A 26,525-nucleotide genomic window follows, 5' to 3' on the forward strand; every position below is an offset into this window, starting at 1 on the left:
CGCCGTCATGACAATTATTGAAACGGCCACTGCGCCACAGGCGCAACAGCAGAATAACCTTTTGCTGGATGTGAAAGACCTCCGCGTGACCTTTAAAACGCCGGACGGGGATGTTACCGCCGTCAACGATCTCAACTTCAACCTGCGCGCGGGTGAAACGCTCGGCATCGTCGGTGAATCCGGATCCGGGAAATCTCAGACCGCCTTTGCGTTAATGGGCCTGTTGGCAGCAAACGGCGTGATTGGGGGCTCTGCGAAATTCAACGGTCGTGAAATCCTTAACCTGCCGGAGCACGAGCTGAACAAGCTGCGCGCCGAACAGATCTCGATGATTTTCCAGGATCCGATGACCTCGCTGAATCCGTATATGCGCGTAGGCGAGCAGCTGATGGAAGTCCTGATGCTGCACAAAGGCCTGGGCAAAGCGGAAGCCTTTGAAGAGTCGGTCAAAATGCTGGACGCGGTGAAAATGCCGGAAGCGCGTAAGCGTATGCGCATGTTCCCGCACGAGTTTTCTGGCGGTATGCGTCAGCGCGTGATGATTGCGATGGCGCTGCTGTGCCGGCCAAAGCTGCTGATTGCCGATGAACCTACCACCGCGCTGGACGTTACCGTTCAGGCGCAAATCATGACCCTGTTGAACGAGCTGAAGCGCGAGTTCAACACGGCGATTATCATGATCACCCACGACCTGGGCGTGGTGGCAGGCATCTGCGACAAAGTGCTGGTGATGTATGCCGGTCGTACCATGGAATATGGCAAAGCGCGCGATGTCTTCTATCAGCCTGCGCACCCGTACTCCATTGGTCTGCTGAACGCGGTACCCCGTCTTGATGCGGAAGGGGAATCCCTGCTCACCATTCCGGGCAACCCGCCAAACCTGCTGCGTCTGCCGAAAGGCTGTCCGTTCCAGCCGCGCTGCCCGCACGCGATGGAAATCTGTAACAGCGCTCCGCCGCTGGAAGAGTTTGCACCAGGCCGTCTGCGCGCCTGCTTTAAGCCGCAGGAGGAGCTGGTATGAACGCATTAGATGAAAAACGCAACGTGCTGCTCGAAATCGCCGATCTTAAAGTGCATTTCGACATCAAAGACGGCAAACAGTGGTTCTGGCAGCCACCGAAGACCCTGAAAGCGGTGGACGGCGTCACGCTGCGCCTGTACGAAGGGGAAACCCTGGGCGTGGTGGGAGAGTCCGGCTGCGGTAAATCGACCTTTGCGCGAGCCATTATCGGTCTGGTCAAAGCCACCGACGGTAAAGTGGCCTGGCTGGGTAAAGATCTGCTGGGCATGAAGCCCGACGAGTGGCGCGAGGTGCGCAGCGATATCCAGATGATTTTCCAGGATCCGCTGGCATCATTAAACCCGCGTATGACCATCGGCGAGATTATTGCCGAGCCGCTGCGGACCTATCATCCAAAGATGTCTCGTCAGGAAGTGCGCGACCGCGTGAAGGCGATGATGATGAAAGTCGGCCTGTTGCCAAACCTCATCAACCGCTATCCGCATGAGTTCTCCGGCGGTCAGTGCCAGCGTATTGGTATTGCCCGTGCGCTGATCCTCGAACCGAAGCTGATTATCTGCGATGAGCCGGTTTCCGCACTGGACGTTTCCATTCAGGCGCAGGTGGTTAACCTGCTGCAGAAGCTGCAGCGCGAAATGGGGCTGTCGCTGATCTTCATCGCGCATGACCTGGCCGTGGTGAAACACATCTCTGACCGCGTGCTGGTGATGTATCTGGGGCATGCCGTGGAGCTGGGCACCTATGACGAGGTGTACCATAATCCATTGCACCCATACACCAGAGCGCTGATGTCCGCGGTGCCGATCCCCGATCCGGATCTGGAAAAGAATAAAACCATCCAGCTTCTGGAAGGGGAATTACCTTCGCCGATTAACCCGCCGTCAGGCTGCGTCTTCCGCACGCGCTGCCCGATGGCCGGGCCGGAATGTGCTCAAACGCGACCGGTTCTCGAAGGCAGCTTCCGACATGCGGTTTCCTGCCTGAAAGTAGACCCGTTATAATCGCAAGGGCTGACATGATGTCAGCCCTTATTTTTGCGAGGTAACTGTGTCGCGTTTATTCACGTTAGCCCGTCGGCGGCTATATCATTTTTTATTCGATCCTGAAACGGTTTCCGGGCGACGCTTTGAAGGTCTGTGCGGTTTATTTGCGCTCCTCAGCGTGGTTGTCATCTTTATTGAATCGGGTGCCGGGACGCAATACCACCTGACGTTTGACGAATGGCATATCTTTGTCTGGCTTGAGCTGGCGATTACCCTGGTTTTTACCGCTGAATATCTCCTGCGGGTAATAGCCTGGCCCAACCCGGCCAGATATGTTTTCAGCTTCTGGGGGTTTATCGATTTAGCCACCATCCTGCCGCTCTATGTTATGTGGCTGTGGCCCGAGATTAGCCTGAGTTATGTCTTTGCCTGGCGAGCGATGCGCGTGATTCGGGTATTACGTATTCTGAAATTACTGCGTTTTATGCCGTCATTACGCGTGTTCTGGAGTGCGATCGTCAGCGCCCGCCATCAGCTTATTTTGTTCTACTCGTTTATTGCCATCGTCATGATTGTTTTTGGCGCGCTGATGTATTTAATAGAAGGGCCTAAATATGGCTTTACGACGCTCAATGCGTCCGTCTACTGGGCCATTGTGACCGTCACGACCGTGGGTTACGGTGATATTACTCCCCATACGCCATTGGGGCGCATCGTGGCGTCCGTGCTGATTTTGATTGGCTATTCGGTTATTGCCATCCCGACGGGACTTATTACCACACACATGAGCAGCGCGTTTCAGAGCCGCAAGCAGCAGCGCAAATGTCCTCATTGCCAGCAGGGCGAACATGAACACGACGCGCGGTTTTGTCACCGCTGCGGCAGTGAATTGCCGGAGTAAATAAAAAAGGCTGCAATCGCAGCCTTTTTTATTATTCACGCCAGAGAATATGGCACAGCTTGTGGTCTTTTTCCCGACAGAGCAGAACGCGGGCGAAAATATCGTTAATTTCGCCGCCGTCTTCATCGGCCAGCCCAATCACCACTTCGGCAAAGAAGTCAGGATTCAGGTCGAAATCCACATGCTCAGCCCAGTCTTCTGAAGGGTCGAACAATTCAGCGCCGCCGCGCTCTTCGAACTGCAGATTGAAGAGGATCACGTCTGCGGGATCGAGGTTATCAACCGCCAGTTCGAGAAAAATGTCATAGGCCTGCTCGAGCGTTTCGTCTTCGGTCAGGCGATTGTTCAGATCCATTTCCATGATGACTACCTGTTTAACATCGTTGGGCACGTTTTACAGCAACGGACTAAAGAAGTAAAACAGTCGTTCGGCAATTCTCTGCCACAGCGGTCGTTTTACCCACAGTCTGGCATCCAGCAGCCGCGAGCGGGAGATATAATCATCCTGCACCGCCGCAAGGTCGCCGCCAAAGCCGGCATCATCAATGACCAGCGTGATTTCAAAGTTTAGCCACAGGCTGCGCATATCCAGGTTGACCGTTCCCACCAGGCTCAGCTCACCGTCGACAAGAACGCTCTTGGTGTGGAGCAATCCGCCTTCAAACTGGTAAATTTTCACCCCTGCGGCCAGCAGTTCGCTGAAGAATGCCCGGCTGGCCCAGCCCACCAGTAGGGAGTCATTTTTGCGTGGCAAAATGATGCTCACATCGACACCGCGCTGCGCGGCGGTACAGATCGCATGCAGGAGGTCGTCGCTGGGGACAAAGTAGGGCGTCGTCATGATCAGATATTCACGCGCCGAGTAGGTTGCCGTCAGCAGCGCCTGATGGATTAAGTCTTCCGGGAAGCCCGGCCCGGAAGCAATGGTATGAATGGTGTGACCGCTGGCCTCTTCAAACGGCATAATATTGCCGTCCGGCGGTGGTGGCAGAATACGCTTGCCGGTTTCTATTTCCCAGTCGCAGGAATAAACGATGCCCATCGAGGTGGCAATCGGCCCCTCCATTCGCGCCATCAAATCAACCCATTGACCTACGCCCGAGTCCTGTTTGAAGAAGCGCGGGTCAACCATATTCATGCTGCCGGTGTAGGCAATATAGTTATCGATCATGATCATTTTGCGATGCTGACGAAGATCCATCCGGCGCAGAAATACGCGCAGGAGATTCACTTTCAACGCCTCAACCACTTCGATCCCGGCATTACGCATCATGCCCGCCCAGGGGCTACGGAAAAATGCCACGCTACCCGCGGAGTCGAGCATCAGGCGGCAATGAATGCCGCGCCGCGCGGCGGCCATCAGCGACTCGGCGACCTGATCAGCCATCCCGCCGGGCTGCCAGATATAAAAAACCATCTCGATATTATGACGCGCCAGCTGAATATCGCGGATTAACGCCTGCATGACGTCGTCGGACGAGGTCAGCAGCTGCAGTTGATTGCCCTTGACGCCGCCAATCCCCTGACGGCGCTCGCACAGCTTAAACAGTGAGGAGGCGACGCTGCTGTTCTCCTCGGCAAAAATATGTTTGCAGGCTTTAAGGTCGTTCAGCCACTTCGCGGTGGAGGGCCACATGGCGCGGGCCCGCTCGGCGCGGCGTTTACCCAGATGAAGCTCGCCGAAAGAGAGATAGGCAATAATTCCCACCAGCGGGAGGATATAAATGATCAGAAGCCAGGCCATGGCAGAGGGTACGGCTCTGCGCTTCATCAGGATGCGTAATGTCACACCCGCGATTAACAGCCAGTATCCCAAAATGACCAGCCAACTCACCACGGTGTAGAAGGTTGTCATAGGTAAAAAAATCCTTTTGAAAGCGTATTGTTATGAGTGTACGCATCAGGATTCATCTGGCAAATAAAAACGCCAGGTAAAAGCGCTGGTTTGCTGCCGGGTTGGGTTTATAATGGCGACTCTGTTAGTTAAAGAGTTGTAGACATGAAGCGCAGTAGAACAGAAGTAGGGCGCTGGCGCATGTTGCGACAGGTGAGTCGTCGCAAGGCTCGTTGGCTGGAAGCTCAATCCCGCCGCAATATGCGTATTCACGCCATCAGAAAATGTGGATTGACCAGGCACCGCAACGCGTTGCTGTTCGCAGTCCAGGATATCTGAAACCATGAGGGCACCGTAACGGGTGCCCGCTGATTTTATAGCGTCTGATTTTTTAGGAATAGCGTATTTGCAGCGATATTCCTGTTGTGTTTAGCAAAAGGAGGGAGAAGTGTTTGCGGAGTTTGGCGTTCTGAATTTCTGGACGTATGTTGTCGGCGCATTTTTTATCGTGCTGGTGCCAGGGCCGAATACCCTGTTTGTGCTAAAAACCGGGATCGGTCACGGCGTTAAAAAAGGGTATCTTGCCGCCACGGGCGTATTTATCGGCGATGCGGTGCTGATGTTTCTGGCCTGGGCGGGCGTCGCGGCATTAATCCAGACCACGCCGGTACTGTTTAATATCGTGCGCTATCTCGGGGCCTTCTATCTGCTCTGGCTGGGCGGCAAAATGCTCTGGTCAGTGGTGAACCGCCAGAAAAATGCGCATGAGAGCGGCCCTGAACCGGCCAGTATGATCATGAAACGTTCGCTGGTGTTAAGCCTGACCAATCCCAAAGCGATTCTGTTCTACGTATCGTTCTTCGTTCAGTTCATTGACGTGAATGCACAGAGCACCGGCACTTCTTTCCTGATCCTCGCGACGACGCTGGAGTTAATAAGCTTTATGTACATGAGCTTCCTGATCTTCTCCGGCGCGTTTGTGACGCGTTATCTGAAAACGAAAAAGAAACTGGCAAAGCTGGGGAACGGGCTCATAGGGCTGCTGTTTGTCGGGTTTGCGGCGAGGCTAGCGTCGCTACATTGATGGTTTGAAAGGCTCCTGAGGGAGCCTTTTTATTATGTTTGACAACACCTCAACTGTTAGTTGTATAGTGCAACTAACCGATGAGGGCACAACATGCACAGCGAAACTCCACTAGTCAGTGTTATTCGACGTTCCTCGCGCCTGATGGTGCGAGAATTAGGCTTTATGGCCTCGACCCTGGCCTCAACGAATTACTCACCGTCGGCCGTCCATACCCTGGTCGAAATAGCCCTACGCAAAGAGATGACGGCGAGTCAGCTGGTGCAGCTGCTGGGGCTGGATAAGTCCAGCGTCAGCCGTATGCTTGCTCGTCTGATTGCCGCGGGTGAGCTCGAGGAGGTTATTTCAGCTGAAGATGCGAGAGCGAAGAGTCTCAGGCTGACCGCGAAAGGTCATGAGACGGTCAGTAAAATTAATACCTTTAGCAACGAGCGCGTAGTCTCAGCAATAAAGAGTCTTGTTCCTGCCCAGCAGCAGACCATTTCTGAAGGACTCTCCCTTTATGCCAACGCGCTGCTGGCGTGCCGTGAAAAGGGCAACGCCACGCGCCCCGACGAACTCACGATAGTTAAGGGGTATATTCCCGGCATGATTGGCCGTGTCGCGGAGATGCATGGGGTTTATTACGCGCGCGAGCACCATTTTGGCCGCTTTTTTGAAGCCAAAGTGGCCGCAGGGGTTGCAGAATTTAGTGACCGCCTGGATAAGCCATGCAACCAGATCTGGCTGGCGGTGATGAACGGCAGGATAATGGGGTCAGTGGCGATAGACGGCGAGGATTTAGCGCCGGGTGAAGCCCATCTTCGCTGGTTTATTCTTGACGATGGCTGCCGGGGACGTGGGGTGGGGAAAAAATTGCTGACCGAAGCGATGCGTTTTTGCGACAGCGTGGGTTTTTCTGCCGTGCATCTCTGGACATTCAATAAATTGACTGCGGCACGACGTTTATACGAATCGTTTGGATTTACGCTCGCCAAAGAGTGGGAGGGCGATCAGTGGGGAACCCTTATAACGGAGCAACAGTTTACCCGGCGCAGAGACGCGTAACCTCTACTATGAAAAAGGCTCCTTTCGGAGCCGCTTTGGTATCAGAACACTTTCTTATACGGTCTGACCGTTACTTTCGCATACACACCTGCGGCAACATACGGATCTGCGTCAGCCCATGCCTGAGCGCTTTCCTGAGATTCAAACTCAGCAATCACAGTGGAGCCGGCAAAACCGGCGGCGCCCGGATCGTTGCTGTCTACTGCGGGCATGGGGCCAGCGGTCAGTAAACGGCCTTCATCCTGGAGCAGCTGCAAACGTGCAAGGTGCGCAGGGCGCACAGACTGGCGTTTTTCGAGCGAATCAGCAACATCTTCAGAGTAAATCACGTAAAACACGGCGAAGCTCCTTAACCGGTAAAAGTGTCAGTTACGTTATGTGAAAGGGCAAACGACTGCAATGTAAAATAAAAACAATGTTAATACCCTGATCTGAATGCGCCTTTTTTGGCCTCTCAGGCGCTAAAGTTGCGCCAGAACAAAGTGTCTTATTGAATATGATTGCTATTTGCATTTAAAATCAGGGTTCGGTTTTTTAACGTTGATGAATATGACTTCGATGACCCTTGATTTACCTCGCCGCTTTCCCTGGCCGACGCTGCTTTCTGTCGTGATTCACGGTGCCGTTGTGGCGGGTTTGCTGTATACCTCGGTTCATCAGGTTATTGAAATGCCCGCGCCCGCGCAGCCGGTTTCGGTGACGATGGTATCGCCAGCGGATCTCGAGCCGCCGCAGGTTGCCCCTCCGCCGCCGCAGCCGGTGGCAGAGCCTGAGCCAGAACCCGAGCCCGTTCCGGAGCCACCGAAGGAAGCCCCGGTAGTGATCCACAAACCTGAACCGAAGCCAAAACCTAAGCCGAAGCCAAAGCCGGTGAAGAAGGTCGAGGAGCGTCCGAAACGCGAGGAACGTCCGGTTGAACCGCGCGCGACCCAGACGGTGGAGAATGCGGCGCCTTCGCGTCCGGTGATGAATAACACCGCAGCCGCGCCTAAGCCGACAGTCAGTGCCCCTGCGGGTCCGCGCGCGCTGAGTCGCAACCAGCCTCAGTATCCGGCGCGAGCGCAGGCCTTGCGTATTGAAGGCCGCGTACGGGTTAAATTTGACGTTACTGCCGATGGCCGCGTGGACAACGTGGAAATATTGTCCGCTCAGCCTTCTAATATGTTTGAGCGCGAAGTGAAATCGGCGATGCGCAGATGGCGCTATGAGGCCGGGAAACCGGGCAACGGACTGATTGTGAATATAGTTTTCCGCCTGAATGGCGGGGCGCAAATGGAATAAAAAAAGCCTCCTGATGGAGGCTTTTTTTTTGCCTGTCAATCAGGCCTGCGGAAGTTGACGAGGTTTGCCCTCGCTGTCCACTGCAACATAAATAAACAGCGCTTCGGTGGCCTTATAACGCTGCCCAATAGGTTCAGAAGAGACTTTCTTAACCCATACTTCGATGTTGATTGAAATAGAGGTGTTGCCGCGTTTGACGCAGCGCGCGTAGCAGCAAACCACATCTCCCACCGCAACCGGGCGCAGGAAGGTCATGCCGTCCACTCGCACAGTCACCACGCGCCCGTGGGCAATCTCTTTTGCCAGAATTGCGCCGCCCATATCCATCTGCGACATCAGCCAGCCGCCAAAAATATCGCCATTGGCATTGGTGTCAGCGGGCATTGCCAGTGTGCGTAAAACCAGTTCGCCCTGCGGGGCGTTAGTTGTTGTCATTGTTTTAACTCGTAACGGAAGACTTCAGGCGGGATGCTACTATGATTTTACAGTGGAGAGAATAGACCAGAACGCCTGTCGTTGACGTTCTGATCAGTCATTAATCAGTGCTTGTCGTCTTGCGGCATGTGGCGATAGATGTATACGCCGCTTAACAGCGTGAAGATAAGGGTCAGCGCAGTCAGGCCAAAGACCTTGAAGTTGACCCATATATTCTGCGGCAGCCAGAAGGCGATATAGATATTGGCAAGACCACAGAGAATAAAGAAGACCGCCCAGGCGATATTCAAACGGGACCAGACTTCCTGAGGCAGCGTCAGCTCTTTGCCCAGCATGCGCTGGATCAGCGGTTTTTTCATCACCCACTGGCTGATTAACAGTGCACCAGCGAACAGCGCATAAATGACGGTCACTTTCCACTTAATAAATTCATCATTGTGGAAGAACAGCGTAAGCCCGCCGAACACGGCGACCAGGACGAACGTTATCAGCGCCATCTTTTCGACTTTACGATAGCGAACCCAGCTGTAGATCAGAACAACAGCCGTTGCAACGATCAGCGCAGTGGTCGCGGCATAAATGTCATACAGCTTATAAAAAGCAAAAAAGACCACGAGCGGTAAAAAATCAAGAAACTGCTTCATTCTGTGATTCCATCTTCTGAACGGGGCGGGTGGCAGCGATGCCGCCCGCCTCAGGATTACTGACGAATTAACATATACAGGCGGAACAGATAGACCAGCAGTACCGCTGAAATCAGATTGCTCAGCGTATTCGCCACTACCGCGCCAACGTTCGGCGTTAATACCGCAAAATTCGGTGCAAACAACAGCAGGAGCGTTTTGGCGAGCAGCCAGCCGATCACGGCGGGAGCCACCAGACGCATATTCGCCCATGCCAGTCTGATGCTGCTGCGCATCGCGGTAAAAATCCCCATCTTATCCTGCACCACCATCACAGGCGCAAATGAAAGCACGATAGCCAGTAAAACACCCGGCACCACGACCAGCATAATTCCCATTTGCACCAGCATGGTGGTTAAAAAGATCAGGATAAACAGCTTAGGTAAGACTGGCGCACTCGCACCAATCGCCCGTAAGGCGCTGACCCGGTGACCCGCCGAGACCAGCTGAATCATCAGCAAAACGCCGCCCGCCAGAACCGCATTACCAATCAGGCCTGAGAACGTTGACGCGGCAGACGCCCGCAGCAGAATCTGTTGCTGCTCCGGCGTCATGTTTTGCACCAGTTCAAACAGCCCCACGCTTCCGGCGAGGTGGTCGCCCTGGCTCAGGCTGGCAATCTGTTCATCACTCGGTGAGAAGGCATGGCCCAGCACCACCGTGATAAAGGCACATAGCAACGCGATCAGTAAAAAGGTTATGAACTGATTGCGGAAAAAGTTTCCCGTGTCACGGTAGACAGACTTCGCCGTGATAGACATGCACTCTCCTTGAGTATTGCAGGTGTTAATTAGCCGGCAATTGTACACCGGATGCACCTGCTGTGGCAGCATCAAGGCTTGTATGGAAAAGCATATCTTTGTAAAGCGGAGGTAATCCAACGCGCGCCCGGGCGCGATTGCAGGCTTCGTTGACCTGCCCATCCTCCCCCGACATGGCAAATTCCCGGCACGGGCTGGGCCGATCCTCATAGATGGAACACCTGGTAGAGACCCCGGGCTCGCCCTGTAGCGCCACGCAGCGGGCCTGCTTTTGGTTTGTGCCACTCATGCAGCGCAGAAAAGGCGTTAGCGGCTCTGTGAGATGAACCGGAACGGTACCGCCGCCATCGCTGGCTTCGGCCCAGTAGAAAGAGACTCGAAAATACGCACAACAGGCTCCGCACGTCATGCACGGGTTGATATCACTCATGGCACACCTGCTAAAGAAGAACGCATCAAATCAACTTGTGAGAGCGATAAATTATCCAGCCGCCAGAGGAAGAGCAAGAGGGGGAAAAGGGAAAATTTTGTAACCGTGAAATGCCAAAAATTGACATGGAAACAACTTATCGCTTTTGGATGTGCAACAAAAAATTAATCCAGATCAATGAATGTTAAGTTACTGGTTTTAATGTGATCTGTAGCAGATCACTTATTACTCATTTGTGAGTATATTCTCATCCGCGATTAAAACCACAACGATGGAGCGGATATGAAAAAATTAGCGGTGGCAGCCCTTGTATTAAGCAGTCTCTCTGGCGGCGCGTATGCGCATGAAGCAGGCGAATTCTTTATTCGTGCCGGTTCGGCTACGGTTCGCCCGACTGAAGGATCGGATAACGTGCTGGGTATGGGCGGTTTTAACGTCAGTAATAACACCCAGTTAGGGTTAACGTTCACCTATATGGCGACGGAAAACGTTGGTGTTGAGCTTCTGGCTGCAACGCCGTTCCGTCATCGCGTAGGTCTGGGCGCAACCGGTGATATCGCTACGGTTCACCATTTACCGCCAACGCTGATGGCGCAATGGTACTTTGGTGATGCCAGCAGCAAGGTGCGTCCTTATATTGGTGCCGGTGTGAACTACACCACTTTCTTCGACGAGAAGTTTAACGATACCGGTAAAGAGGCCGGTCTGACTGACCTCAGCCTGAAAGATTCATGGGGTATGGCGGGGCAGGTCGGTCTGGATTATCTAATTAACCGCGACTGGCTGATTAACGCCTCGGTCTGGTACATGGATATTGATACGGACGTACGCTTCAAAGCGGGCGGTCAGCAGCAAAGTATCAATACTCGCCTGGATCCGTGGGTGTTTATGTTCTCTGCGGGTTATCGTTTCTAATCCCCCGTCAAACTGGCCACAGGGTGGCCAGTTTGCTTTGCTCACTTCAAAACGACGGATAAACCGGCCGCTCATCAAGCTTTACGCAGTGCCTCAGGATATTTTCTCCATCATATAAATAGCTGAAAGCGTCGCTGGACAGGGAATGAAAGAGAATATCGCCGTTGGCAAACGGGATGATTTCGGTATCACCTGCACGTTTATGTCCCGCGCCGGTTTCAAAATGGCCGTGCCATCGTTCCTGGGTATGGTCATAAACGTGCAGAATGACCTCGACAAGTCCTCTTTGCGGACAATTAAGGCGCAGGAAGGTAGAAGAGAAATTCAGGGACAGCGCATGGAAGGGAATCAATAAGGCGAAAACCAGTAAAGCTCGTAAATACATCAAACCGCGAAAACCTCCTTCAAAAGGGAAGTGAGATTTTACTTAAGTCAAAAAACGCGTTTTTGCCGTGGATCAAGATGTCTTATAATTCAATACGATAAAGGCCCCTCGCGAGGCCCTTAGCGATCATTTTTGAATCAAATAGCGAATGGTCGGGCCATCCTGCTGGATATCCAGCACCGTGTAGCCGTGGTTTTTCGCATCCAGCGGAATGTTGTTGATGGACTGCGGACAGTCGCTGACCACTTCCAGAATTTCCCCTTTTTTGAGCTGCGGTAGGGCTTCAAGCGTGGCAACAGCCGGATAAGGGCAGGGTTCACCGACCATATCCAGACGGTAATCGGGCACGATCTCTTTCATGCAGCATTCTCCTGGGTTTCTGTTTTAACACTCGCGCGACGGAAGAAGCGTTTCTCCTGCGCGACAACCAGTAAAAAAGCGACCAGCAGCAGGGCGTAGGTGACCAGCAGGCCACCGAGAGGCCCGAAGGTGTTCAACAGGTTTACCTTGTCCCAACTCGTGGCAAGCGCCGGAGACAGATCGTCCCAGAAGTAAGCCAGGATCGTCGAGCCGATAACATTTCCCAGGCCCACCCACCAGTAATGCACCTGACCTTCAACGGCGCGGTACATCCAGCCGGTTTCACACCCGCCAGCCAGCACGATCCCGAAGCCGAACAGCAGGCCGCCAATGACCGCGTTAGGACCGGCCCACATGATTTTCGGTTCGACGCCGAGCTGAACATAGCTGAAGATACCGATGGCGCTGACCGCCATCCCGGCGATAATCGCCTTTGCCATCATCGTACGGCCGGTGATCCACATATCGCGAAACGCGGAGGTAAAGCAGATCTGCGCGCGTTCAATGAGCAGACCAAAACCCACGCCGAACAGCATCGCCAGGCCGAGTTTGGGCTGATTCATTGCAGTGCAAAGCGCCCAGGCGACCATAGCCAAAAAGACCAGCATACCGAGGCGGAAACGGCGACGCGCCTGGTCTGGGTTCTGGGTTAACGGTGACGCAGCGCTGACTTTTGTCATTTTCACCGGAATGCGGAACAGCGGCAGCAGGGTGAATTTGGCACCGAAGTAAGAGCCGATGGCCGTGGCGACGGCAAAGAACCAGGCGTGAAGCGAAAACTGAGGAATCCCCGTAAAGAAAGCGGCCAGGTTACAGCCCATCGCCAGGCGGGCGCCAAACCCGGCAATGATACCGCCGACCACCGCCTGCATTATGCGAATACGGCTTTTGGGCATCCGCAACTTAACGTTGTTTGCCCACAGCGCCGCCGCGAAACAGCCGCCGAACATGCCGACGATCATCATCCCGTCGATGCGGGTGAGCGGCGTGCCGTCCAGATGAATGAGTTTAAAGTAACCCCACTCTTCGGTATGCACGCCAGCGAGCTGTAGCAATTGACCACCCCAGCGGGTGAACTCGCCGGTCACGGCCCAGAAGGTGCCGGTGATGCCGAAATAGTAGGTAGAGAGAATGCCTGCCGCGATAACGGCCGGAACAGGTGACCAGAACTTAACCAGGTAAGTCTGTTTGAAGGCGTGCCATGACATGAATAAGCCTCTGAACTCAGAAGGTGTAAGTGAATTTAACGGACTGGAATATATATCTTTTTCGTTTGCCTCAAAACCTCTCAAAACCTTTTCTGCAAAATACCGCCTCTTTTTATGACCTTAGTCATTAAACCGTGCTGCGTTTGGATTCTCGGTACGGCTGCGGAATTCAGAGAAGCAAGAGCCGTTGATATACCTGATGTTCTGACAGAGACTCTGGCGGAGTGCGGGTGGATCCCGAATCGGCGTTAACACCAAAAACGCACTCTTATTCAGCTAACCACCTGGCAGATATAAAAACTGCACCTTAAAACGACAGGGCTAAGGTAATTCCCGCGATATGAGTCAAATATATACAAAAGGGTTTGCTTGACGGATGAGTTTTAACAGTACCCCTGCTCAAAAACGACTATTATATGAATCTTTTTTTCAGAATATCCTCATGCTAATTACCTTTGCTAAATTAGAATATTCGCATATGGACTGTTAGTCTTTGATTTTGTTACTTCCGGTTATTAAACGATATCAGACATAGAAGCTGGCAATTCTAAAATTTTTTGTGAATGGACGCCTCCGCTCGTATTATGTACGTCGAAGGCCTGGTGAGGAGAGAGTGTTATGGAAGATGTTGTTTATGTTATCGATGATGATGATGCATATAGGCTGTTTGTGGTTAAATTGTTAATGGCGAAAGGTTATCAAACTTTTGACTTCAAAAATGCCGAAGAATTTCTCTCCTGCCCCATAGTTGATCATCCCTCATGCTTAATACTTGAAATTAACATGCCAGACACTAACGGTTTCGATGTGATAGATGCCCTGAAGGAACGGGGCTGTACAATACCGATAATTATCCTGACTATGGCCGGCTCAATCCCACTCTGCGTACAAGCGATGAAAGCAGGTGTTCGGGACTTTTTGACTAAGCCAGTCGAACCGGAACAATTTATCAATGTCGTGAAAGATGTGCTAATCGAAGCGACTAATAATTTTTTAGAGCAGCAAAGAATATTCGAGCTTTGTAAAAACTATCAGGCATTGACACGGCGCGAGAAGCAGACCTTTGAGTTGGCGATTAATGGCCTGCAAAACAAACAAATTGCGTCTGAACTGGGCATATCAGAAATTACCGTGAAGGTCCATCGACGTCGGGTTATGGATAAAATGCAGGTTCGTACTTTAGCTGATTTGGTCCATGCTGCCGGTACTTTACAAATTGGTAAGTCCCGATGCCCGCCCCGGAAACGTTATTAATAAAGCATAATTGAGGCATTCATCATTACTGGCCTGTCAATTGCGTTCTTAAATAGCAGCCCGCACGTCAGCAGCATGAAGAGTGATAACCAGGAAGGGGAACCGTCTGGCAGGAAGCCAGACGGTAGAGAGGTTATGCTTTACGCGTCGCCGCTTTCATTGCGGTTACAAACGCTTTTAGCTCGGCCAGCATCTGCTCGGGCTTGTCCACATTCTTTTCGATGATCTTCACAATCGCGGAGCCGGAGATGGCACCAGCCGCCTTCGCGTCAATCGCTGCGGTGACCTGATCCGGGGATGAAATCCCGAACCCCTGCAGCGGAGGCGCGGCATGGTACTCGTCCAGCTTCTCCACCAGATGATGCAGCGGCAGGGCGGCTTTATTCTCGGCACCGGTCACGCCCGCGCGGGAGAGCAGGTAGGTATACCCGCGTCCGTAAGAGGCAATCTGGCGCAGCAGTTCGTCATCGGCGTTCGGCGGGCAGATGAAAATCGGGGCGACGTTATGGCGCATCGCTGCCTGACGGAATGGCGCAGACTCCTCAACCGGCACGTCTGCCACCAGAACGGAGTCGACGCCCACGCGCGCGCACTCGGCATAGAACTCATCAATACCGCGGTTAAAGACCAGGTTGGCGTACATCAGCAGGCCGATCGGAATGGTCGGGTGCTTCTGGCGAATCGCCGCCAGCATCTCGAAGCACTGGGTTGGCGTCACACCGGAGGCGAATGCGCGCAGCGTCGCATTCTGGATGGTCGGGCCATCCGCCAGCGGATCGGAGAACGGAATACCCAGCTCCAGCGCGTCGGCCCCGGATTCAATCAGGGTGTCGATAATCTTCAGCGACTGTTCCGGGCCCGGATCGCCCAGGGTGACGAAGGGAACGAACGCGCCTTCCTGGCGCGATTTCAGCTCTGCAAATACGTTATCATAGCGTTCCATCAGATTTCCCCTCGTGCTTTCAGAATATCGTGAACGGTGAAGATATCTTTGTCACCGCGTCCGGAAAGGTTCACCACCAGTAGCTGCTCTTTTTCCGGGTTTTCTTTCATCATTTTCAGCGCGTGCGCCAGCGCGTGCGAAGACTCCAGCGCCGGGATGATCCCTTCGCTGCGGCACAGCATTTTGAAGGCTTCCAGCGCTTCGTCATCGGTAATGGAGACATAGTCAGCGCGGCCGATGCTGTTCAGATACGCATGCTGCGGCCCGACGGACGGGAAGTCGAGGCCGGCAGAAATAGAGTAAGACTCTTCAATCTGACCCTCCTCGGTTTGCATCATCGGGGATTTCATCCCGAAGTAGATCCCCACGCGGCCATGCTTCAGCGGCGCGCCGTGTTCACCCGATTCAATGCCGTGACCGGCAGGCTCGACGCCAATCAGGCCCACGCTGGTGTCGTCGATAAAGTCTGCGAACATACCGATGGCGTTGGAGCCGCCGCCGACGCAGGCGATCACCGCATCCGGGAGGCGACCCTCTTTTTCGAGGATCTGCGCTTTGGTCTCTTCACCGATCATGCGCTGGAATTCGCGCACGATAGTCGGGAACGGGTGCGGGCCAGCCGCGGTACCGAGCATATAGTGTGCGGTTTCATAGCTGCCAGACCAGTCGCGCAGCGCTTCGTTACAGGCGTCTTTCAGCGTCGCGGAGCCGCTGTGCACCGGGATCACTTCTGCTCCCATCAGACGCATACGGAAGACGTTCGGAGACTGACGCTCAACGTCTTTTGCTCCCATATAGATGCGGCATTTCAGACCGAGCAGGGCGCTGGCAAGCGCAGAGGCCACGCCGTGCTGACCCGCACCGGTTTCGGCGATGATTTCGGTTTTGCCCATACGCTTCGCAAGCAGCGCCTGACCCAGCACCTGGTTAGTTTTATGCGCGCCGCCGTGCAGCAGGTCTTCACGCTTCAGATACAGCGTGGTTTTGGTGCCTTCCGTCAGGTTGCGGCATTTGGTCAGCGCGGTCGGACGACCGGCGTAATTTTTCAGCAGGTCGGTAAATTCAGCCTGAAACGCCGGGTCTTTCTGCGCGCTGACAAACGCTTCTTCCAGCTGGCGCAGCGCGGGCATCAGGATTTGCGGGACGTACATCCCGCCGAACTCACCAAAATACGGGTTAAGTAATGTCGTCATCTTCTCTTCCTTAATATGCACGCAGAGTTTTAAAAACCGAGGCCAGCTTGCTGGCATCTTTGATACCCGGCTGGGACTCTACGCCTGAATTGAAATCGAGGCCTGCGCAGCCGGTTTTAGCGGCTTCTACGCAGTTATCCGGGCCTAATCCACCCGCCAGCAGGACGTTGTCCAGCTTTGCGCCGTTCAGCAGCGACCAGTCAAAACGCTGGCCGGTACCGCCCTGGCCGTTATCGAGGACGTATTTATCCACGTGGTTCAGGTTACGCGAGGGCAACGTATCGCCAACGCTTTGCGCTTTCCAGATCTGCACCTGTGGTGCCAGCGCGGCGCGCAGGGCATCGATATAGATCTGGTCTTCATCGCCGTGGAGCTGCACCGCGCTCAGGGATAACGCGTCGGCTTTTGCCGCAACGTCTGCAATATCTGCATTGCGGAAAACGCCCACGTAGCTGAGCGGAGCCGCTGCGATGACCTTACGCGCCTGCTCTACGCTGACCGCGCGAGGAGAGGAATCCACAAAGATCAGCCCGCCATAAATCGCCCCGGCTTCATACGCGGCCTGAGCATCCTGTTCGCGGGTTAAGCCGCAGACTTTGTTTTCACCCAGCAGCACGCGACGCACAGCCGCATTGAGATCGTCATGTTCCATCATGGCGGAGCCAATCAGGAAACCGTTGGCGAAGTGGCTCAGCTCGCGCACCTGGGCGTAGCTGTTAATGCCGGATTCGCTGATCACCGTGACGCCAGACCCCAGACGCGGCGCCAGCTGACGCGTACGGTTAAGGTCAATGGACAGGTCGCGCAGATCGCGGTTGTTAATGCCGACCACTTTGGCTTCCAGCGCAATCGCGCGCTCCAGCTCCTCTTCGTTGCTCACTTCGGTCAGCACGCCCATATTCAGGCTGTGCGCCACGGCGGAAAGCTGGCGATACTGCTCATCGTCGAGCACCGAGAGCATCAGCAGGCAGGCGTCGGCCTGGTAAAAACGCGCCAGCCAGATCTGATATGGGTCGATAATAAAGTCTTTGCACAGGATCGGCTGCGGCGCGATGCCGCTGACGATGGGCAGAAAATCGAAGCTGCCCTGAAAATATTTCTCATCCGTCAGCACGGAGATGGCTGAAGCATGATGCTTGTAAATGCCGGCAATACGCGCCGGGTCGAAATCGTCACGAATAACGCCTTTGGAGGGGGACGCTTTTTTGCACTCAAGAATAAACGCGGTGCGCGTACCCCGCAGGGCGTCATAGAAACGACGGCTGCTCGGGACGACGTCATTCTGGAAACTGGCAAGCGGCTGCTGTTGCTTGCGGGCTTCCACCCAGATGGCCTTATCGGCAACGATTTTCGCTAAAACGGTCTGCATTCTTTACCCTCTTGCCGCAAGTGCGGTAACGCGATCGTAAGCTGCACCGGAGCGCAGTACATCCAGAACTTTTTGAACGTTGGCCTTCAGGTCTTCCTCACCGTGCAAACGCATCAGCATGGCGACGTTGGCAGCAACGGCGGCCTCATGGGCGACCTCTCCTTTACCTTGTAATAAGCGCGTGAGAATGTCACGGTTTTCTTCCGGCGTACCGCCTGCCAGCGCCTCCTGATGGTATGGCGCAAGGCCGAAGTCGGCAGCCTCCAGCTGATAGCTCAGGATTTCACCGTCGCGCAGTTCGGCCACCAGCGTTGGCGCATGAAGAGAAACCTCATCCATACCGCCGCTGTGCACTACGGCGGCACGCTGATAACCCAGCACGCGCAGCGTCTCGGCAATCGGCAGAACCAGTTCCGGGCTGTAAACGCCAATCAGCGCCAGCGGCGGGTGGGCCGGGTTGATCAGCGGGCCGAGCACGTTAAACAGCGTGCGGGTTTTAAGCTGCTGACGAACCGGCATCGCGTGGCGGAAACCGGTGTGGTACTTCGGCGCAAACAGGAAGCAGACGCCCAGGTCATCCAGCGCTTCACGGGAACGCTCGGCGTTCATATCGAGGTTAATACCGAATGCGGCGAGCAGATCGGAAGAACCTGACCGGCTGGACACGCTGCGGTTGCCGTGCTTCGCGACCTTCAAACCACACGCCGCCGCCACGAAGGCGCTGGCGGTGGAGATATTGATGCTGTTACTGCCGTCACCGCCGGTACCGACAATATCCGCAAACTGATAGTCCGGGCGCGGGAACGGGGCGGCATTTTCCAGCAGTGCCGTGGCGGCACCAGCGATCTCCTGCGGGCTTTCGCCGCGCACCTTCATGCTCACCAGCGCGGCTGCCAGCTGCTCAGGCTTCAGCTCACCGCGAACCACGGCGGAGAAGAGCTGATGGCTCTCCTGCTGGCTCAGGGTCTGCGCCTGGTACAGTTTTTCCAGAATCGGCTGCAGGGTGTTGGTCTGCTCCAGCTTCTGTAACGCCCAGTCGAGCGTCTGCTCCAGCAGGCGGGCGCCGTGGGAGGTCAGGATTGATTCCGGGTGGAACTGCAGGCCGCAGACGCGGTCCGCATCGTGGCGCACCGCCATCACCATGCCTTCAAACGAGGCGTTGATCGTCAGCCCGGCGGGAATATTGCTGCCAACCAGCGAATGATAGCGCGCGACCGGGAGCGGGTTCGGCAGCCCGGCAAACATCGCCTGGCCGTCATGTTCAATGCTGGACGCTTTACCGTGCAGGATCTCACCCGCCTGGCCAACGTAGCCGCCGTAGGCTTCAACAATCGCCTGATGGCCGAGGCAGATGCCGACGATCGGCAGTTTCCCGCGCATGCGGGTCAGCAGCTCCGGCATACAGCCCGCTTCGCTCGGCGCGCCTGGCCCCGGGGAGAGCATCAGCACCGGGTTTTGCATGGTGGCCAGACGGTCAATCAGGGTCTGCGCCGGAACGTGGTTGCGGTAGATAACGACGTTGTGGCCATTCGCACGCAGCTGATCTGCCAGGTTATAGGTAAAGGAGTCGATATTATCGAGCAGCAGAATGTCAGCCATCAGAAAATCTCCTGTGCATGGTGTGCGGTAGCAATGGCTCGTAGGACCGCACGGGCTTTACTGCGCGTTTCGTCAGCTTCAGACTGCGGAACAGAATCAAGAACAATCCCGGCACCCGCCTGAACGGTGGCGATACCGTCTTCAACGTAGGCGGAGCGGATTACGATGCAGGTGTCGAGGTCACCGTGGGCGGTGAAGTAGCCCACCGCGCCGCCGTAGCTGCCGCGACGGCGTCCTTCGGCGGCGGCAATCAGCTGCATGGCGCGTACTTTCGGCGCGCCGCTGAGGGTGCCCATGTTCATGCAGGCGCGGTAGGCGTGCAGCACGTCGAGATCGTGGCGCAGCTCGCCGACCACGCGGGAGACCAGGTGCATCACGAACGAATAGCGGTCGACTTTGGTCAGGTCCGCCACGTAGCGGCTGCCGGGAGTACAAATGCGTGCCAGATCGTTACGCGCCAGGTCAACCAGCATCAGGTGCTCGGAGAGTTCTTTATGGTCGGTGCGCATCTCCAGCTCGATGCGGCTGTCCAGATCGCGGTCCAGCGAGCCATCGGCGCGGCGTCCGCGCGGACGGGTACCGGCAATCGGGTAGATCTCAATCTGACGGCTGGTGGCGTCGTATTTCAGCGAGCTTTCCGGCGAGGCGCCGAACAGCGTGAATTCGTTGTCCTGCATGAAGAACATGTACGGGCTTGGGTTACTCTTTTTCAGCACGTCGTAGGCTGCGAGCGGCGACGGGCAGGGCAGCGAGAAGCGACGGGACGGCACGACCTGGAAAATTTCCCCGGCGCGAATCGCTTTTTGCATCTGGCCAACCACGGCGCCGTACTGATCGTCAGTCTGGTTAACGTCGCAGGTCATTTTCTCCACGCGCTGCACCGGCAGCGCGGGTGGTGCTTCCGTCATCTGCTGCTGCAGCTGAGCGATGCAGTGCTCAAGACGGTTTTTCTCAGCGGCAGAGGGCGTGAACAGGCTTGCCTGGATGCGGGTGTATTGCTTCTGGTGGTCGATCACCAGCAGCGTTTCAGCCAGATAGAAGCAATAATCCGGGCAGCGATTGCCCTGCTCGGTTTCCGGCAAATCTTCAAAACCGGCAACCAGGTCGTAAGCAAACAGCCCGCCGAAGAACATCGCCTCACGCTCGTCTTCCGGCACGGTGACCAGATTCTGCAGCAGGCGGAAGGCATCGAAAACGGACAGGGAGCAGAGGCGCGCGTCTTCGTCCAGCAGCTGGCTCACCGGCGGGAAATGCAGAATGCGCATTTCTGGATGACGTTCATTTTCAATGCCCGACGGCAGGGCGGCATCCAGCAGCGGCAGCAGCGATGCGCCATTGTCTGATAATGCCTTGATGGTGACAGTGTCACCTAAAGCGGTAATGCGCAGCGCGCTGTCGACCAGCAGCAGGCTCTTGAGATCGTCCTTGCTGTCGATATCCGCCGATTCCAGCAGCAGCGTTGCCGGACGTGCCCCGCACACCTGATGAAACAGCGCGGTCGGGTTGTGGCGATAGGCCGCCTCGCAGGTCAGCAGTTCGAGATGAGGTTTGGCTGTTTGCATGTTGTTGTTCTCATATTTTGTTCAAAAAAAAAGCCCGCTGGGTAGCGGGCGGGTATCTGTTTGCATTTCGCAGACGCGTGACACTGCCCGAAGATCAGGAAGTGCGCCACCAGCCGTGAAGAGCGAAATGTGCTGTCATTTTCAGATACCTTTCTCGTGTGAACTTGCGTACTAGTTAACTAGTTCGATGGCAAGTTGTCAACCCTTGATTTCAGAATTTCGCGTTAAGTCGGTATCATGGTGTTTTCGGATGTCTCCAACCTGTTATGGGAAGTGCTTTGAGCGATACCACCTACGCCATTATTTATGATTTACACAGCCATACTCAGGCCTCTGACGGCCTGCTGACACCCGAAGCCCTGGTTCATCGCGCCGTTGAAATGCGCGTCGGCACGCTGGCGATAACCGATCACGATACCACTGATGCCATTCCGGCGGCGCGCGCAGAGATTGCCCGCAGCGGGCTGGCGCTGAATCTGGTGTCCGGCGTCGAGATCTCGACCGTCTGGGAAAACCATGAGATTCATATTGTTGGCCTGAACATCGATATAGACCATCCGGCACTTACGGCATTTTTGCAAGAACAAAAAACGCGCCGCAATCAGCGCGCAGAGATGATCGGCGAGCGTCTGGAAAAGGCGCATATTCCGGGCGCGCTGGAAGGCGCGCAAAAGATGGCGAACGGCGGGGCGGTCACCCGCGGTCATTTCGCCCGTTTTCTGGTCGAGGCGGGCAAAGCGACGAACATGGCGGACGTCTTTAAAAAGTATCTGGCACGCGGTAAAACCGGATACGTTCCGCCACAGTGGTGTACAATAAAACAAGCTATTGATGTGATTCATCATTCTGGCGGTAAGGCCGTGCTGGCCCATCCTGGGCGGTATAATCTTTCTGCTAAATGGCTGAAAAGGCTGCTGGCACACTTTGCCGAATGCGGTGGCGAGGCGATGGAAGTCGCCCAGTGTCAGCAGGCGCCCAACGAGCGCGCGCAGCTCGCGACCTATGCCCGCCAGTTCGGCCTGCTTGGGTCACAGGGCTCTGATTTCCATCAGCCCTGCGCGTGGATCGAACTGGGGCGCAAGCTCTGGTTGCCCGCTGGCGTTGAGCCGGTCTGGCAGCTCTGGGAACAGCCGCAGCAAATTGAAGAGAGGGAAGTATGAGTCAGTTTTTCTATATCCATCCGGATAACCCGCAGCCACGTCTGATCAACCAGGCCGTGGAGATCGTCCGCAAAGGTGGCGTGATTGTCTACCCGACCGATTCAGGCTATGCGCTGGGCTGTAAAATTGAAGATAAAGGGGCAATGGAGCGCATTTGCCGTATTCGCCAGCTGCCGGACGGCCATAACTTTACTCTGATGTGCCGCGATCTCTCTGAGCTGTCGACCTATGCGTATGTTGATAACGTGGCGTTTCGCCTGATTAAGAACAACACGCCGGGCAACTACACCTTCATCCTGAAGGGCACGAAGGAAGTACCGCGTCGTCTGCTGCAGGAGAAACGCAAAACCATCGGTATGCGCGTGCCGTCGAACCCGATTGCGCAGGCGCTGCTGGAAACCCTCGGCGAACCGATGCTTTCTACCTCGCTGATGCTGCCCGGAAGTGAGTTTACCGAGTCCGATCCGGAAGAGATCAAAGATCGTCTGGAGAAGGTGGTCGAGCTGATTATTCACGGCGGCTATCTCGGCCAGCAGCCGACCACAGTGGTCGACTTAACCGAAGATGCACCGGAAGTGATTCGTGAAGGCGTGGGTGACGTAAAGCCTTTCTTGTAAAGGTATAAGCAGATATACTACGCGGCCATCAAAGCAGGGCTCAGCCCTCTTTTGACCTGATTCGACGCCTGTGAAGGCGCACAAGATAAATATTAAATCATTTATAATCAATGATTTAATATGTCTCGGGTAATGGTTGTTACCAGCTTGTGTGACAGCCATTAGCCACATCGCGACACTCATCATGTATGTACACCTTTCCCTGCCGTTAATGTCTTCCCTGGTACAAGTCTTTTCTGGATATCAATACCGAGGGTTTATGACTTCTCATTTCCAAAATCTGTTAGTTGCGCATTGTATGTACCCTGGTTAACCTAAGATTAATCCTAATGAATCAAGGGTGAGCATGGCGATCGGGAACAGACAGATTCAAAAGGAATCACCCAAAGAAGAGTTAGATCGCTTGCTGGATGAGCTTGCATTCACGCAAGAGCAGCGGGAGTTTATAGAATCCATGCGGCAAGATAACGGGGATAAAAACAAACAGGAGTAATGTCTATGGCGTGGATCTGTGAAGTGGGCAGCCGTAGTGCTGCCGATATTGCTGTTTGTGTGGTCGGTTCAAGATCAGTAGCCGATCTGTTGGTTTGTAGAGTTGAGTCTCGAAGTGTGTCTCAAGGTATGGATGGGTTATGGTGTGAGGTAACGTCTCGAAGTGTTGCTTCATCGAAAGTTAAGTTTGTCACTTCGCGCTCTTCCGCTGATTTACTTATTTGTTATGTGACATCACGTAGTGTTGCTGGATGGACGAGAGAACATCCACTGAAAGGTAAACTTTGACTAAAGGGAAGTTAGAAATGGGAACTCCGTACAAAGCTCCAACGTACCGTGAAGAAGCTTTCAATTGCCCTCACTGTGATGCGTATGCTAAGCAGGAATGGTATAGCCTCATCTTTGTGAGGTATGGCCATCAGATCAAGGGTGATATGGAGCTGAGCATATGTTCATGTTGTGAGAAATATAGCCACTGGCATGATGAGAAACTGATTGTTCCACGGAGTTCAACGATTGAAATGCCCAATCCTGATATGCCCGAAAACTGCAAAGTGGACTATATGGAAGCCAGGGACATTGTTAGTTTATCCCCTAAAGGGGCTGCCGCTCTTCTGCGTCTTTGTCTTCAAAAGTTAATGATTCATTTAGGTGAACCAGGAAAAAATATCAATGAAGACATCCAATCACTTGTTGCCAAAGGGTTGCCGCCTTTAGTGCAAAAAGCTGCTGACATTTGTCGAATAGTAGGCAATCAGGCGGTTCACCCTGGGGAAATAAGCTTGGATGATGATCCACAACTGGCGCAAAGCTTATTTAGGTTGCTCAATATCATTGTGTCAGAGCAGATAACTCGTCATAAAGAAATCGATGCTATGTTCCAAAATCTACCTGCAAATGCCCTTAAAGGGATTGAAGGTAGAGATAAAGCTAAGGCATAAAGGGGCATTGCGCCCCATAGTAATGGGGAACTTGATCACCAGGAAATCGAGTTTAAAGAATAACTAAGCATCCCTTCCACTGGTTTAATTTGTAAACTGCATAAACGGATATATTGTTTACGAGTTAAGTGGGATTTTTCTTTGTTAGTCGTTTGTTTCGTCTAAGGGTAAGGTTATAATCTGCTCACTTTGATTTTTTAGTAAGGGACTTTTCAATGGCTGATCCGGCTTCTATTGCTGCTATCTCAGGCACTCTAGAACTTGTTAACAAATCCGTTGACTTAGTGCGTAATCTTCGTAAGAAAGGGGATGACGAACTTAATGCCGCAGAAATGCGTAATACGTTGATCGATTTGCTTGATGATTTGGTAGAAGTAAAAAGTGAGTTCGTCAGCCTTAAAGCTGTTTTGCTAAGTAAGGAAGAAGAGATCCAATCTCTTAAAGCACAGCTTGAAGGAAAGAATAAACTTCGTTTCGATGGCAAGATTTATTGGCTGGAAGGAGATAAAACACCATATTGTACTAAATGCTATGAGAAAGACTCATTGGTATTCCATTTAAGGTTTGTTGAAGCCGACCGTAACTGGAATATAAGTGAGCACTGGAACTGTAGAAACTGCCAATCAAACTATTATCTAAGGTAATGGCTATCACTTAAATCATATTTCCCTTTGTTCATTACTAACATAGCAAAAGAGGTTATTATGGAAGTTAAAAAGGTTTCAGTAGAAGACTATAGAGCAGATGACCTGCTCCCCGTTGATTAGTACACCCCGATGTTAGTAATGTCTTCATAAGCCACATGAGGACATCCCCATGAAGAAGCGTTTTTCCGACGAACAGATCATCAGTATTCTCCGCGAAGCCGAAGCTGGGGTACCCGCCCGTGAACTCTGCCGCAAGCATGCCATTTCCGATGCCACGTTTTACACCTGGCGTAAGAAGTATGGCGGTATGGAGGTGCCTGAAGTTAAGCGCCTGAAGTCGCTTGAGGAAGAGAACGCCAGACTCAAGAAGCTGCTTGCCGAAGCCATGCTGGATAAAGAGGCGCTTCAGGTGGCTCTTGGGCGAAAGTACTGACGACAGACCAGAAGCGGGAAGCCGTGATGTTGATGTGTGATGCGACCGGTCTGTCGCAACGTCGTGCCTGCAGGCTTACAGGTTTATCCCTGTCGACCTGCCGCTATGAGGCTCACCGTCCGGCTGCTGATGCGCATTTATCAGGGCGCATCACTGAGCTGGCACTGGAGCGCAGGCGTTTTGGCTACCGTCGTATTTGGCAGTTGCTGCGCCGTGAAGGGCTTCATGTTAATCATAAGCGCGTGTACCGGCTTTATCACCTCAGTGGCCTGGGCGTAAAACGCAGAAGACGTCGTAAAGGGCTGGCAACAGAACGTCTGCCGCTGCTCCGTCCGGCGGCGCCCAATCTGACCTGGTCGATGGATTTCGTCATGGACGCACTTTCCACCGGTCGCAGGATCAAGTGTCTTACCTGCGTCGATGATTTCACAAAGGAATGCCTGACGGTCACTGTTGCCTTTGGGATTTCAGGCGTTCAGGTCACGCGTATTCTGGACAGCATTGCACTGTTTCGAGGCTATCCGGCGACGATAAGAACTGACCAGGGGCCGGAGTTCACTTGCCGTGCACTGGATCAATGGGCTTTTGAGCATGGTGTTGAGTTGCGCTTAATCCAGCCGGGCAAGCCAACGCAGAACGGATTTATTGAGAGCTTTAACGGACGATTTCGCGATGAATGTTTGAATGAGCACTGGTTCAGCGATATCGTTCATGCCAGGAAAATTATTAATGACTGGCGGCAGGATTATAACGAATGCCGCCCGCACTCCACGCTGAATTATCAGACACCGTCTGAATTTGCAGCGGGCTGGAGAAAGGGTCATTCTGAGAATGAAGATTCCGACGTTACTAACTGAGTGTTGTATCTAATCGTGGGGGCAGGTCACGTTTAAACTCTTCGAGGCTCATCGTTCCATTCTGCACAAGGGGAATGAAAGGGCGGATCTGATTCATGATCACTTCTGCTTGCTTTCGGCTATCAGTACC

The 26,525-nt window shown here is 53.8% G+C and carries 32 protein-coding genes and 1 other annotated feature; of the genes, 16 read left to right on the forward strand and 16 right to left on the reverse strand.

From position 1 onward, the window contains the following. Positions 1-7: 7 nt before the first annotated feature. From oppD to AC1VYI_RS11295, 3 genes are read left to right on the forward strand one after another with little or no spacing between them, the layout of a single operon-like run. Positions 8-1,021, forward strand: coding sequence for an ABC transporter ATP-binding protein (gene oppD / locus AC1VYI_RS11285; RefSeq protein ID WP_023312095.1), 1,014 nt, complete (start codon positions 8-10; stop codon positions 1,019-1,021). After that, a complete protein-coding gene (gene oppF, locus AC1VYI_RS11290; protein ID WP_045355902.1) occupies positions 1,018-2,022 on the forward strand; it encodes a murein tripeptide/oligopeptide ABC transporter ATP-binding protein OppF in 1,005 nt (334 codons plus the stop codon). Before oppD ends, oppF begins: the two co-directional genes overlap by 4 nt. A gap of 46 nt (positions 2,023-2,068) precedes the next feature. Next, positions 2,069-2,905 carry an ion transporter gene (locus AC1VYI_RS11295; protein WP_045355901.1) on the forward strand — a complete coding sequence of 279 codons (837 nt, stop codon included), beginning with the start codon at positions 2,069-2,071 and terminating at the stop codon, positions 2,903-2,905. Between the two features lie 31 nt (positions 2,906-2,936). On the opposite strand, the gene AC1VYI_RS11300 is transcribed toward AC1VYI_RS11295, so the two are convergent. Further along, positions 2,937-3,266 carry an HI1450 family dsDNA-mimic protein gene (locus tag AC1VYI_RS11300; protein ID WP_006810881.1) on the reverse strand — a complete coding sequence of 110 codons (330 nt, stop codon included), beginning with the start codon at positions 3,264-3,266 and terminating at the stop codon, positions 2,937-2,939. Between the two features lie 33 nt (positions 3,267-3,299). Then, complete coding sequence (cls, locus tag AC1VYI_RS11305) at positions 3,300-4,760, reverse strand: cardiolipin synthase (RefSeq protein ID WP_008502791.1); 1,461 nt, start codon at positions 4,758-4,760, stop codon at positions 3,300-3,302. A 144-nt stretch (positions 4,761-4,904) separates the two neighbouring features. On the opposite strand from cls, the gene AC1VYI_RS11310 reads away from it, so the two are divergent. The 3 genes from AC1VYI_RS11310 to AC1VYI_RS11320 all read left to right on the forward strand — a co-directional run bounded on the left by AC1VYI_RS11310 (position 4,905) and on the right by AC1VYI_RS11320 (position 6,870). Beyond that, complete coding sequence (locus AC1VYI_RS11310; RefSeq protein WP_086379783.1) at positions 4,905-5,078, forward strand: YciY family protein; 174 nt, start codon at positions 4,905-4,907, stop codon at positions 5,076-5,078. Between the two features lie 109 nt (positions 5,079-5,187). Then, complete coding sequence (gene leuE, locus AC1VYI_RS11315) at positions 5,188-5,823, forward strand: leucine efflux protein LeuE (RefSeq protein ID WP_023312092.1); 636 nt, start codon at positions 5,188-5,190, stop codon at positions 5,821-5,823. Between the two features lie 93 nt (positions 5,824-5,916). Continuing rightward, a complete protein-coding gene (locus tag AC1VYI_RS11320; RefSeq protein ID WP_134866102.1) occupies positions 5,917-6,870 on the forward strand; it encodes a helix-turn-helix domain-containing GNAT family N-acetyltransferase in 954 nt (317 codons plus the stop codon). 41 nt (positions 6,871-6,911) lie between these two features. On the opposite strand, the gene AC1VYI_RS11325 is transcribed toward AC1VYI_RS11320, so the two are convergent. Further along, the gene (locus tag AC1VYI_RS11325) at positions 6,912-7,208 is read right to left on the reverse strand and encodes a YciI family protein (protein WP_023312090.1); all 297 of its coding nucleotides are present in this window, start codon (positions 7,206-7,208) and stop codon (positions 6,912-6,914) included. A gap of 220 nt (positions 7,209-7,428) precedes the next feature. Here AC1VYI_RS11325 and tonB point away from each other — a divergent pair, with 220 nt between their 5' ends. Further along, positions 7,429-8,151, forward strand: coding sequence for a TonB system transport protein TonB (gene tonB / locus AC1VYI_RS11330; RefSeq protein WP_226484507.1), 723 nt, complete (start codon positions 7,429-7,431; stop codon positions 8,149-8,151). Positions 8,152-8,190: 39 nt separating this feature from the next. On the opposite strand, the gene yciA is transcribed toward tonB, so the two are convergent. From yciA to AC1VYI_RS11350, 4 genes are all read right to left on the reverse strand, one after another. Next, entirely contained in the window at positions 8,191-8,586 is a 396-nt protein-coding gene (gene yciA / locus AC1VYI_RS11335) for an acyl-CoA thioester hydrolase YciA (protein WP_008502796.1), read from the reverse strand. A 104-nt stretch (positions 8,587-8,690) separates the two neighbouring features. After that, positions 8,691-9,230, reverse strand: coding sequence for a septation protein A (locus AC1VYI_RS11340; RefSeq protein ID WP_023312088.1), 540 nt, complete (start codon positions 9,228-9,230; stop codon positions 8,691-8,693). Between the two features lie 56 nt (positions 9,231-9,286). Beyond that, a complete protein-coding gene (locus AC1VYI_RS11345) occupies positions 9,287-10,030 on the reverse strand; it encodes a YciC family protein (protein ID WP_023312087.1) in 744 nt (247 codons plus the stop codon). Between the two features lie 25 nt (positions 10,031-10,055). Next, the gene (locus AC1VYI_RS11350) at positions 10,056-10,460 is read right to left on the reverse strand and encodes a YkgJ family cysteine cluster protein (RefSeq protein WP_021240310.1); all 405 of its coding nucleotides are present in this window, start codon (positions 10,458-10,460) and stop codon (positions 10,056-10,058) included. 282 nt (positions 10,461-10,742) lie between these two features. Here AC1VYI_RS11350 and ompW point away from each other — a divergent pair, with 282 nt between their 5' ends. Further along, positions 10,743-11,375, forward strand: coding sequence for an outer membrane protein OmpW (ompW, locus tag AC1VYI_RS11355; protein ID WP_023312086.1), 633 nt, complete (start codon positions 10,743-10,745; stop codon positions 11,373-11,375). Positions 11,376-11,421: 46 nt separating this feature from the next. Here the strand turns inward: ompW and AC1VYI_RS11360 are convergent, their stop codons facing one another. From AC1VYI_RS11360 to yedE, 3 genes are all read right to left on the reverse strand, one after another. After that, the gene (locus AC1VYI_RS11360; protein WP_047174179.1) at positions 11,422-11,760 is read right to left on the reverse strand and encodes a hypothetical protein; all 339 of its coding nucleotides are present in this window, start codon (positions 11,758-11,760) and stop codon (positions 11,422-11,424) included. Between the two features lie 126 nt (positions 11,761-11,886). After that, positions 11,887-12,120 (reverse strand): sulfurtransferase-like selenium metabolism protein YedF, encoded by a 234-nt coding sequence (gene yedF / locus AC1VYI_RS11365; protein ID WP_003856774.1) that lies wholly within the window; start codon positions 12,118-12,120, stop codon positions 11,887-11,889. Continuing rightward, positions 12,117-13,328, reverse strand: a complete 1,212-nt coding sequence (yedE, locus tag AC1VYI_RS11370; RefSeq protein WP_134866103.1) for a selenium metabolism membrane protein YedE/FdhT — start codon at positions 13,326-13,328, stop codon at positions 12,117-12,119. The genes yedF and yedE overlap by 4 nt, the downstream gene beginning before the upstream one ends. 618 nt (positions 13,329-13,946) lie before the next feature. Here yedE and AC1VYI_RS11375 point away from each other — a divergent pair. Continuing rightward, the gene (locus AC1VYI_RS11375) at positions 13,947-14,582 is read left to right on the forward strand and encodes a response regulator transcription factor (protein ID WP_134866104.1); all 636 of its coding nucleotides are present in this window, start codon (positions 13,947-13,949) and stop codon (positions 14,580-14,582) included. Positions 14,583-14,715: 133 nt separating this feature from the next. Here AC1VYI_RS11375 and trpA read toward each other — a convergent pair whose 3' ends face one another. The 6 genes from trpA to trpL all read right to left on the reverse strand — a co-directional run bounded on the left by trpA (position 14,716) and on the right by trpL (position 21,387). Then, on the reverse strand, positions 14,716-15,525 hold the full coding sequence (trpA, locus tag AC1VYI_RS11380; RefSeq protein ID WP_134866105.1) for a tryptophan synthase subunit alpha: 810 nt from the start codon (positions 15,523-15,525) through the stop codon (positions 14,716-14,718). After that, complete coding sequence (trpB, locus tag AC1VYI_RS11385; RefSeq protein WP_134866106.1) at positions 15,525-16,718, reverse strand: tryptophan synthase subunit beta; 1,194 nt, start codon at positions 16,716-16,718, stop codon at positions 15,525-15,527. Before trpB ends, trpA begins: the two co-directional genes overlap by 1 nt. 10 nt (positions 16,719-16,728) lie before the next feature. Next, positions 16,729-18,087 (reverse strand): bifunctional indole-3-glycerol-phosphate synthase TrpC/phosphoribosylanthranilate isomerase TrpF, encoded by a 1,359-nt coding sequence (gene trpCF, locus AC1VYI_RS11390; RefSeq protein WP_045355895.1) that lies wholly within the window; start codon positions 18,085-18,087, stop codon positions 16,729-16,731. Positions 18,088-18,090: 3 nt separating this feature from the next. Continuing rightward, entirely contained in the window at positions 18,091-19,686 is a 1,596-nt protein-coding gene (trpD, locus tag AC1VYI_RS11395; protein ID WP_023312079.1) for a bifunctional anthranilate synthase glutamate amidotransferase component TrpG/anthranilate phosphoribosyltransferase TrpD, read from the reverse strand. Continuing rightward, a complete protein-coding gene (locus AC1VYI_RS11400; protein WP_134866107.1) occupies positions 19,686-21,248 on the reverse strand; it encodes an anthranilate synthase component 1 in 1,563 nt (520 codons plus the stop codon). Before AC1VYI_RS11400 ends, trpD begins: the two co-directional genes overlap by 1 nt. Positions 21,249-21,272: 24 nt before the next feature. After that, positions 21,273-21,366 (reverse strand) — a sequence feature (Trp leader region). Continuing rightward, complete coding sequence (trpL, locus tag AC1VYI_RS11405) at positions 21,343-21,387, reverse strand: trp operon leader peptide (protein WP_071524153.1); 45 nt, start codon at positions 21,385-21,387, stop codon at positions 21,343-21,345. Its footprint overlaps the feature before it by 24 nt. Positions 21,388-21,526: 139 nt before the next feature. On the opposite strand from trpL, the gene rnm reads away from it, so the two are divergent. The 7 genes from rnm to AC1VYI_RS11440 all read left to right on the forward strand — a co-directional run bounded on the left by rnm (position 21,527) and on the right by AC1VYI_RS11440 (position 26,395). Then, the gene (gene rnm / locus AC1VYI_RS11410; protein WP_134866108.1) at positions 21,527-22,408 is read left to right on the forward strand and encodes an RNase RNM; all 882 of its coding nucleotides are present in this window, start codon (positions 21,527-21,529) and stop codon (positions 22,406-22,408) included. Next, positions 22,405-23,025, forward strand: a complete 621-nt coding sequence (locus AC1VYI_RS11415; RefSeq protein ID WP_003856793.1) for an L-threonylcarbamoyladenylate synthase — start codon at positions 22,405-22,407, stop codon at positions 23,023-23,025. Before rnm ends, AC1VYI_RS11415 begins: the two co-directional genes overlap by 4 nt. Before the next feature lie 340 nt (positions 23,026-23,365). After that, positions 23,366-23,518: a hypothetical protein gene (locus AC1VYI_RS11420; protein ID WP_158513735.1), complete on the forward strand. Its 153-nt coding sequence runs from the start codon at positions 23,366-23,368 to the stop codon at positions 23,516-23,518. Between the two features lie 5 nt (positions 23,519-23,523). Beyond that, positions 23,524-23,805 carry a 7(1) septoil knot domain-containing protein gene (locus AC1VYI_RS11425; protein ID WP_219284638.1) on the forward strand — a complete coding sequence of 94 codons (282 nt, stop codon included), beginning with the start codon at positions 23,524-23,526 and terminating at the stop codon, positions 23,803-23,805. 17 nt (positions 23,806-23,822) lie between these two features. Beyond that, the gene (locus tag AC1VYI_RS11430; protein WP_134866109.1) at positions 23,823-24,458 is read left to right on the forward strand and encodes a DUF4145 domain-containing protein; all 636 of its coding nucleotides are present in this window, start codon (positions 23,823-23,825) and stop codon (positions 24,456-24,458) included. A 215-nt stretch (positions 24,459-24,673) separates the two neighbouring features. Continuing rightward, entirely contained in the window at positions 24,674-25,102 is a 429-nt protein-coding gene (locus AC1VYI_RS11435) for a hypothetical protein (RefSeq protein WP_134866110.1), read from the forward strand. A 172-nt stretch (positions 25,103-25,274) separates the two neighbouring features. Continuing rightward, positions 25,275-26,395, forward strand: a protein-coding gene (locus AC1VYI_RS11440; RefSeq protein ID WP_087451024.1) for an IS3-like element ISSen4 family transposase whose coding sequence is annotated in 2 segments (ribosomal slippage) — positions 25,275-25,533 and positions 25,533-26,395 — 1,122 coding nt in all. Because the reading frame shifts where the segments join, the coding sequence is not laid out codon by codon here. The last annotated feature ends 130 nt before the right edge of the window (positions 26,396-26,525 follow it).

It is taken from the genome of Enterobacter sp. QK-SA4, from assembly GCF_056856775.1.

Coding starts and splice junctions, on each gene's coding strand:
- AC1VYI_RS11350 (WP_021240310.1), bottom strand. CDS start 10,460: ATGAGTGATATCAACCCGTGCATGACGTGCGGAGCCTGTTGTGCGTAT.
- AC1VYI_RS11425 (WP_219284638.1), top strand. CDS start 23,524: ATGGCGTGGATCTGTGAAGTGGGCAGCCGTAGTGCTGCCGATATTGCT.
- yedF (WP_003856774.1), bottom strand. CDS start 12,120: ATGAAAGAGATCGTGCCCGATTACCGTCTGGATATGGTCGGTGAACCC.
- AC1VYI_RS11340 (WP_023312088.1), bottom strand. CDS start 9,230: ATGAAGCAGTTTCTTGATTTTTTACCGCTCGTGGTCTTTTTTGCTTTT.
- trpD (WP_023312079.1), bottom strand. CDS start 19,686: ATGGCTGACATTCTGCTGCTCGATAATATCGACTCCTTTACCTATAAC.
- yciA (WP_008502796.1), bottom strand. CDS start 8,586: ATGACAACAACTAACGCCCCGCAGGGCGAACTGGTTTTACGCACACTG.
- trpCF (WP_045355895.1), bottom strand. CDS start 18,087: ATGCAGACCGTTTTAGCGAAAATCGTTGCCGATAAGGCCATCTGGGTG.
- AC1VYI_RS11430 (WP_134866109.1), top strand. CDS start 23,823: ATGGGAACTCCGTACAAAGCTCCAACGTACCGTGAAGAAGCTTTCAAT.
- trpA (WP_134866105.1), bottom strand. CDS start 15,525: ATGGAACGCTATGATAACGTATTTGCAGAGCTGAAATCGCGCCAGGAA.
- yedE (WP_134866103.1), bottom strand. CDS start 13,328: ATGTCATGGCACGCCTTCAAACAGACTTACCTGGTTAAGTTCTGGTCA.
- ompW (WP_023312086.1), top strand. CDS start 10,743: ATGAAAAAATTAGCGGTGGCAGCCCTTGTATTAAGCAGTCTCTCTGGC.
- AC1VYI_RS11415 (WP_003856793.1), top strand. CDS start 22,405: ATGAGTCAGTTTTTCTATATCCATCCGGATAACCCGCAGCCACGTCTG.
- tonB (WP_226484507.1), top strand. CDS start 7,429: ATGACCCTTGATTTACCTCGCCGCTTTCCCTGGCCGACGCTGCTTTCT.
- AC1VYI_RS11435 (WP_134866110.1), top strand. CDS start 24,674: ATGGCTGATCCGGCTTCTATTGCTGCTATCTCAGGCACTCTAGAACTT.
- AC1VYI_RS11310 (WP_086379783.1), top strand. CDS start 4,905: ATGAAGCGCAGTAGAACAGAAGTAGGGCGCTGGCGCATGTTGCGACAG.
- AC1VYI_RS11360 (WP_047174179.1), bottom strand. CDS start 11,760: ATGTATTTACGAGCTTTACTGGTTTTCGCCTTATTGATTCCCTTCCAT.
- AC1VYI_RS11400 (WP_134866107.1), bottom strand. CDS start 21,248: ATGCAAACAGCCAAACCTCATCTCGAACTGCTGACCTGCGAGGCGGCC.
- cls (WP_008502791.1), bottom strand. CDS start 4,760: ATGACAACCTTCTACACCGTGGTGAGTTGGCTGGTCATTTTGGGATAC.
- oppD (WP_023312095.1), top strand. CDS start 8: ATGACAATTATTGAAACGGCCACTGCGCCACAGGCGCAACAGCAGAAT.
- AC1VYI_RS11375 (WP_134866104.1), top strand. CDS start 13,947: ATGGAAGATGTTGTTTATGTTATCGATGATGATGATGCATATAGGCTG.
- AC1VYI_RS11320 (WP_134866102.1), top strand. CDS start 5,917: ATGCACAGCGAAACTCCACTAGTCAGTGTTATTCGACGTTCCTCGCGC.
- AC1VYI_RS11345 (WP_023312087.1), bottom strand. CDS start 10,030: ATGTCTATCACGGCGAAGTCTGTCTACCGTGACACGGGAAACTTTTTC.
- trpB (WP_134866106.1), bottom strand. CDS start 16,718: ATGACGACATTACTTAACCCGTATTTTGGTGAGTTCGGCGGGATGTAC.
- AC1VYI_RS11300 (WP_006810881.1), bottom strand. CDS start 3,266: ATGGAAATGGATCTGAACAATCGCCTGACCGAAGACGAAACGCTCGAG.
- oppF (WP_045355902.1), top strand. CDS start 1,018: ATGAACGCATTAGATGAAAAACGCAACGTGCTGCTCGAAATCGCCGAT.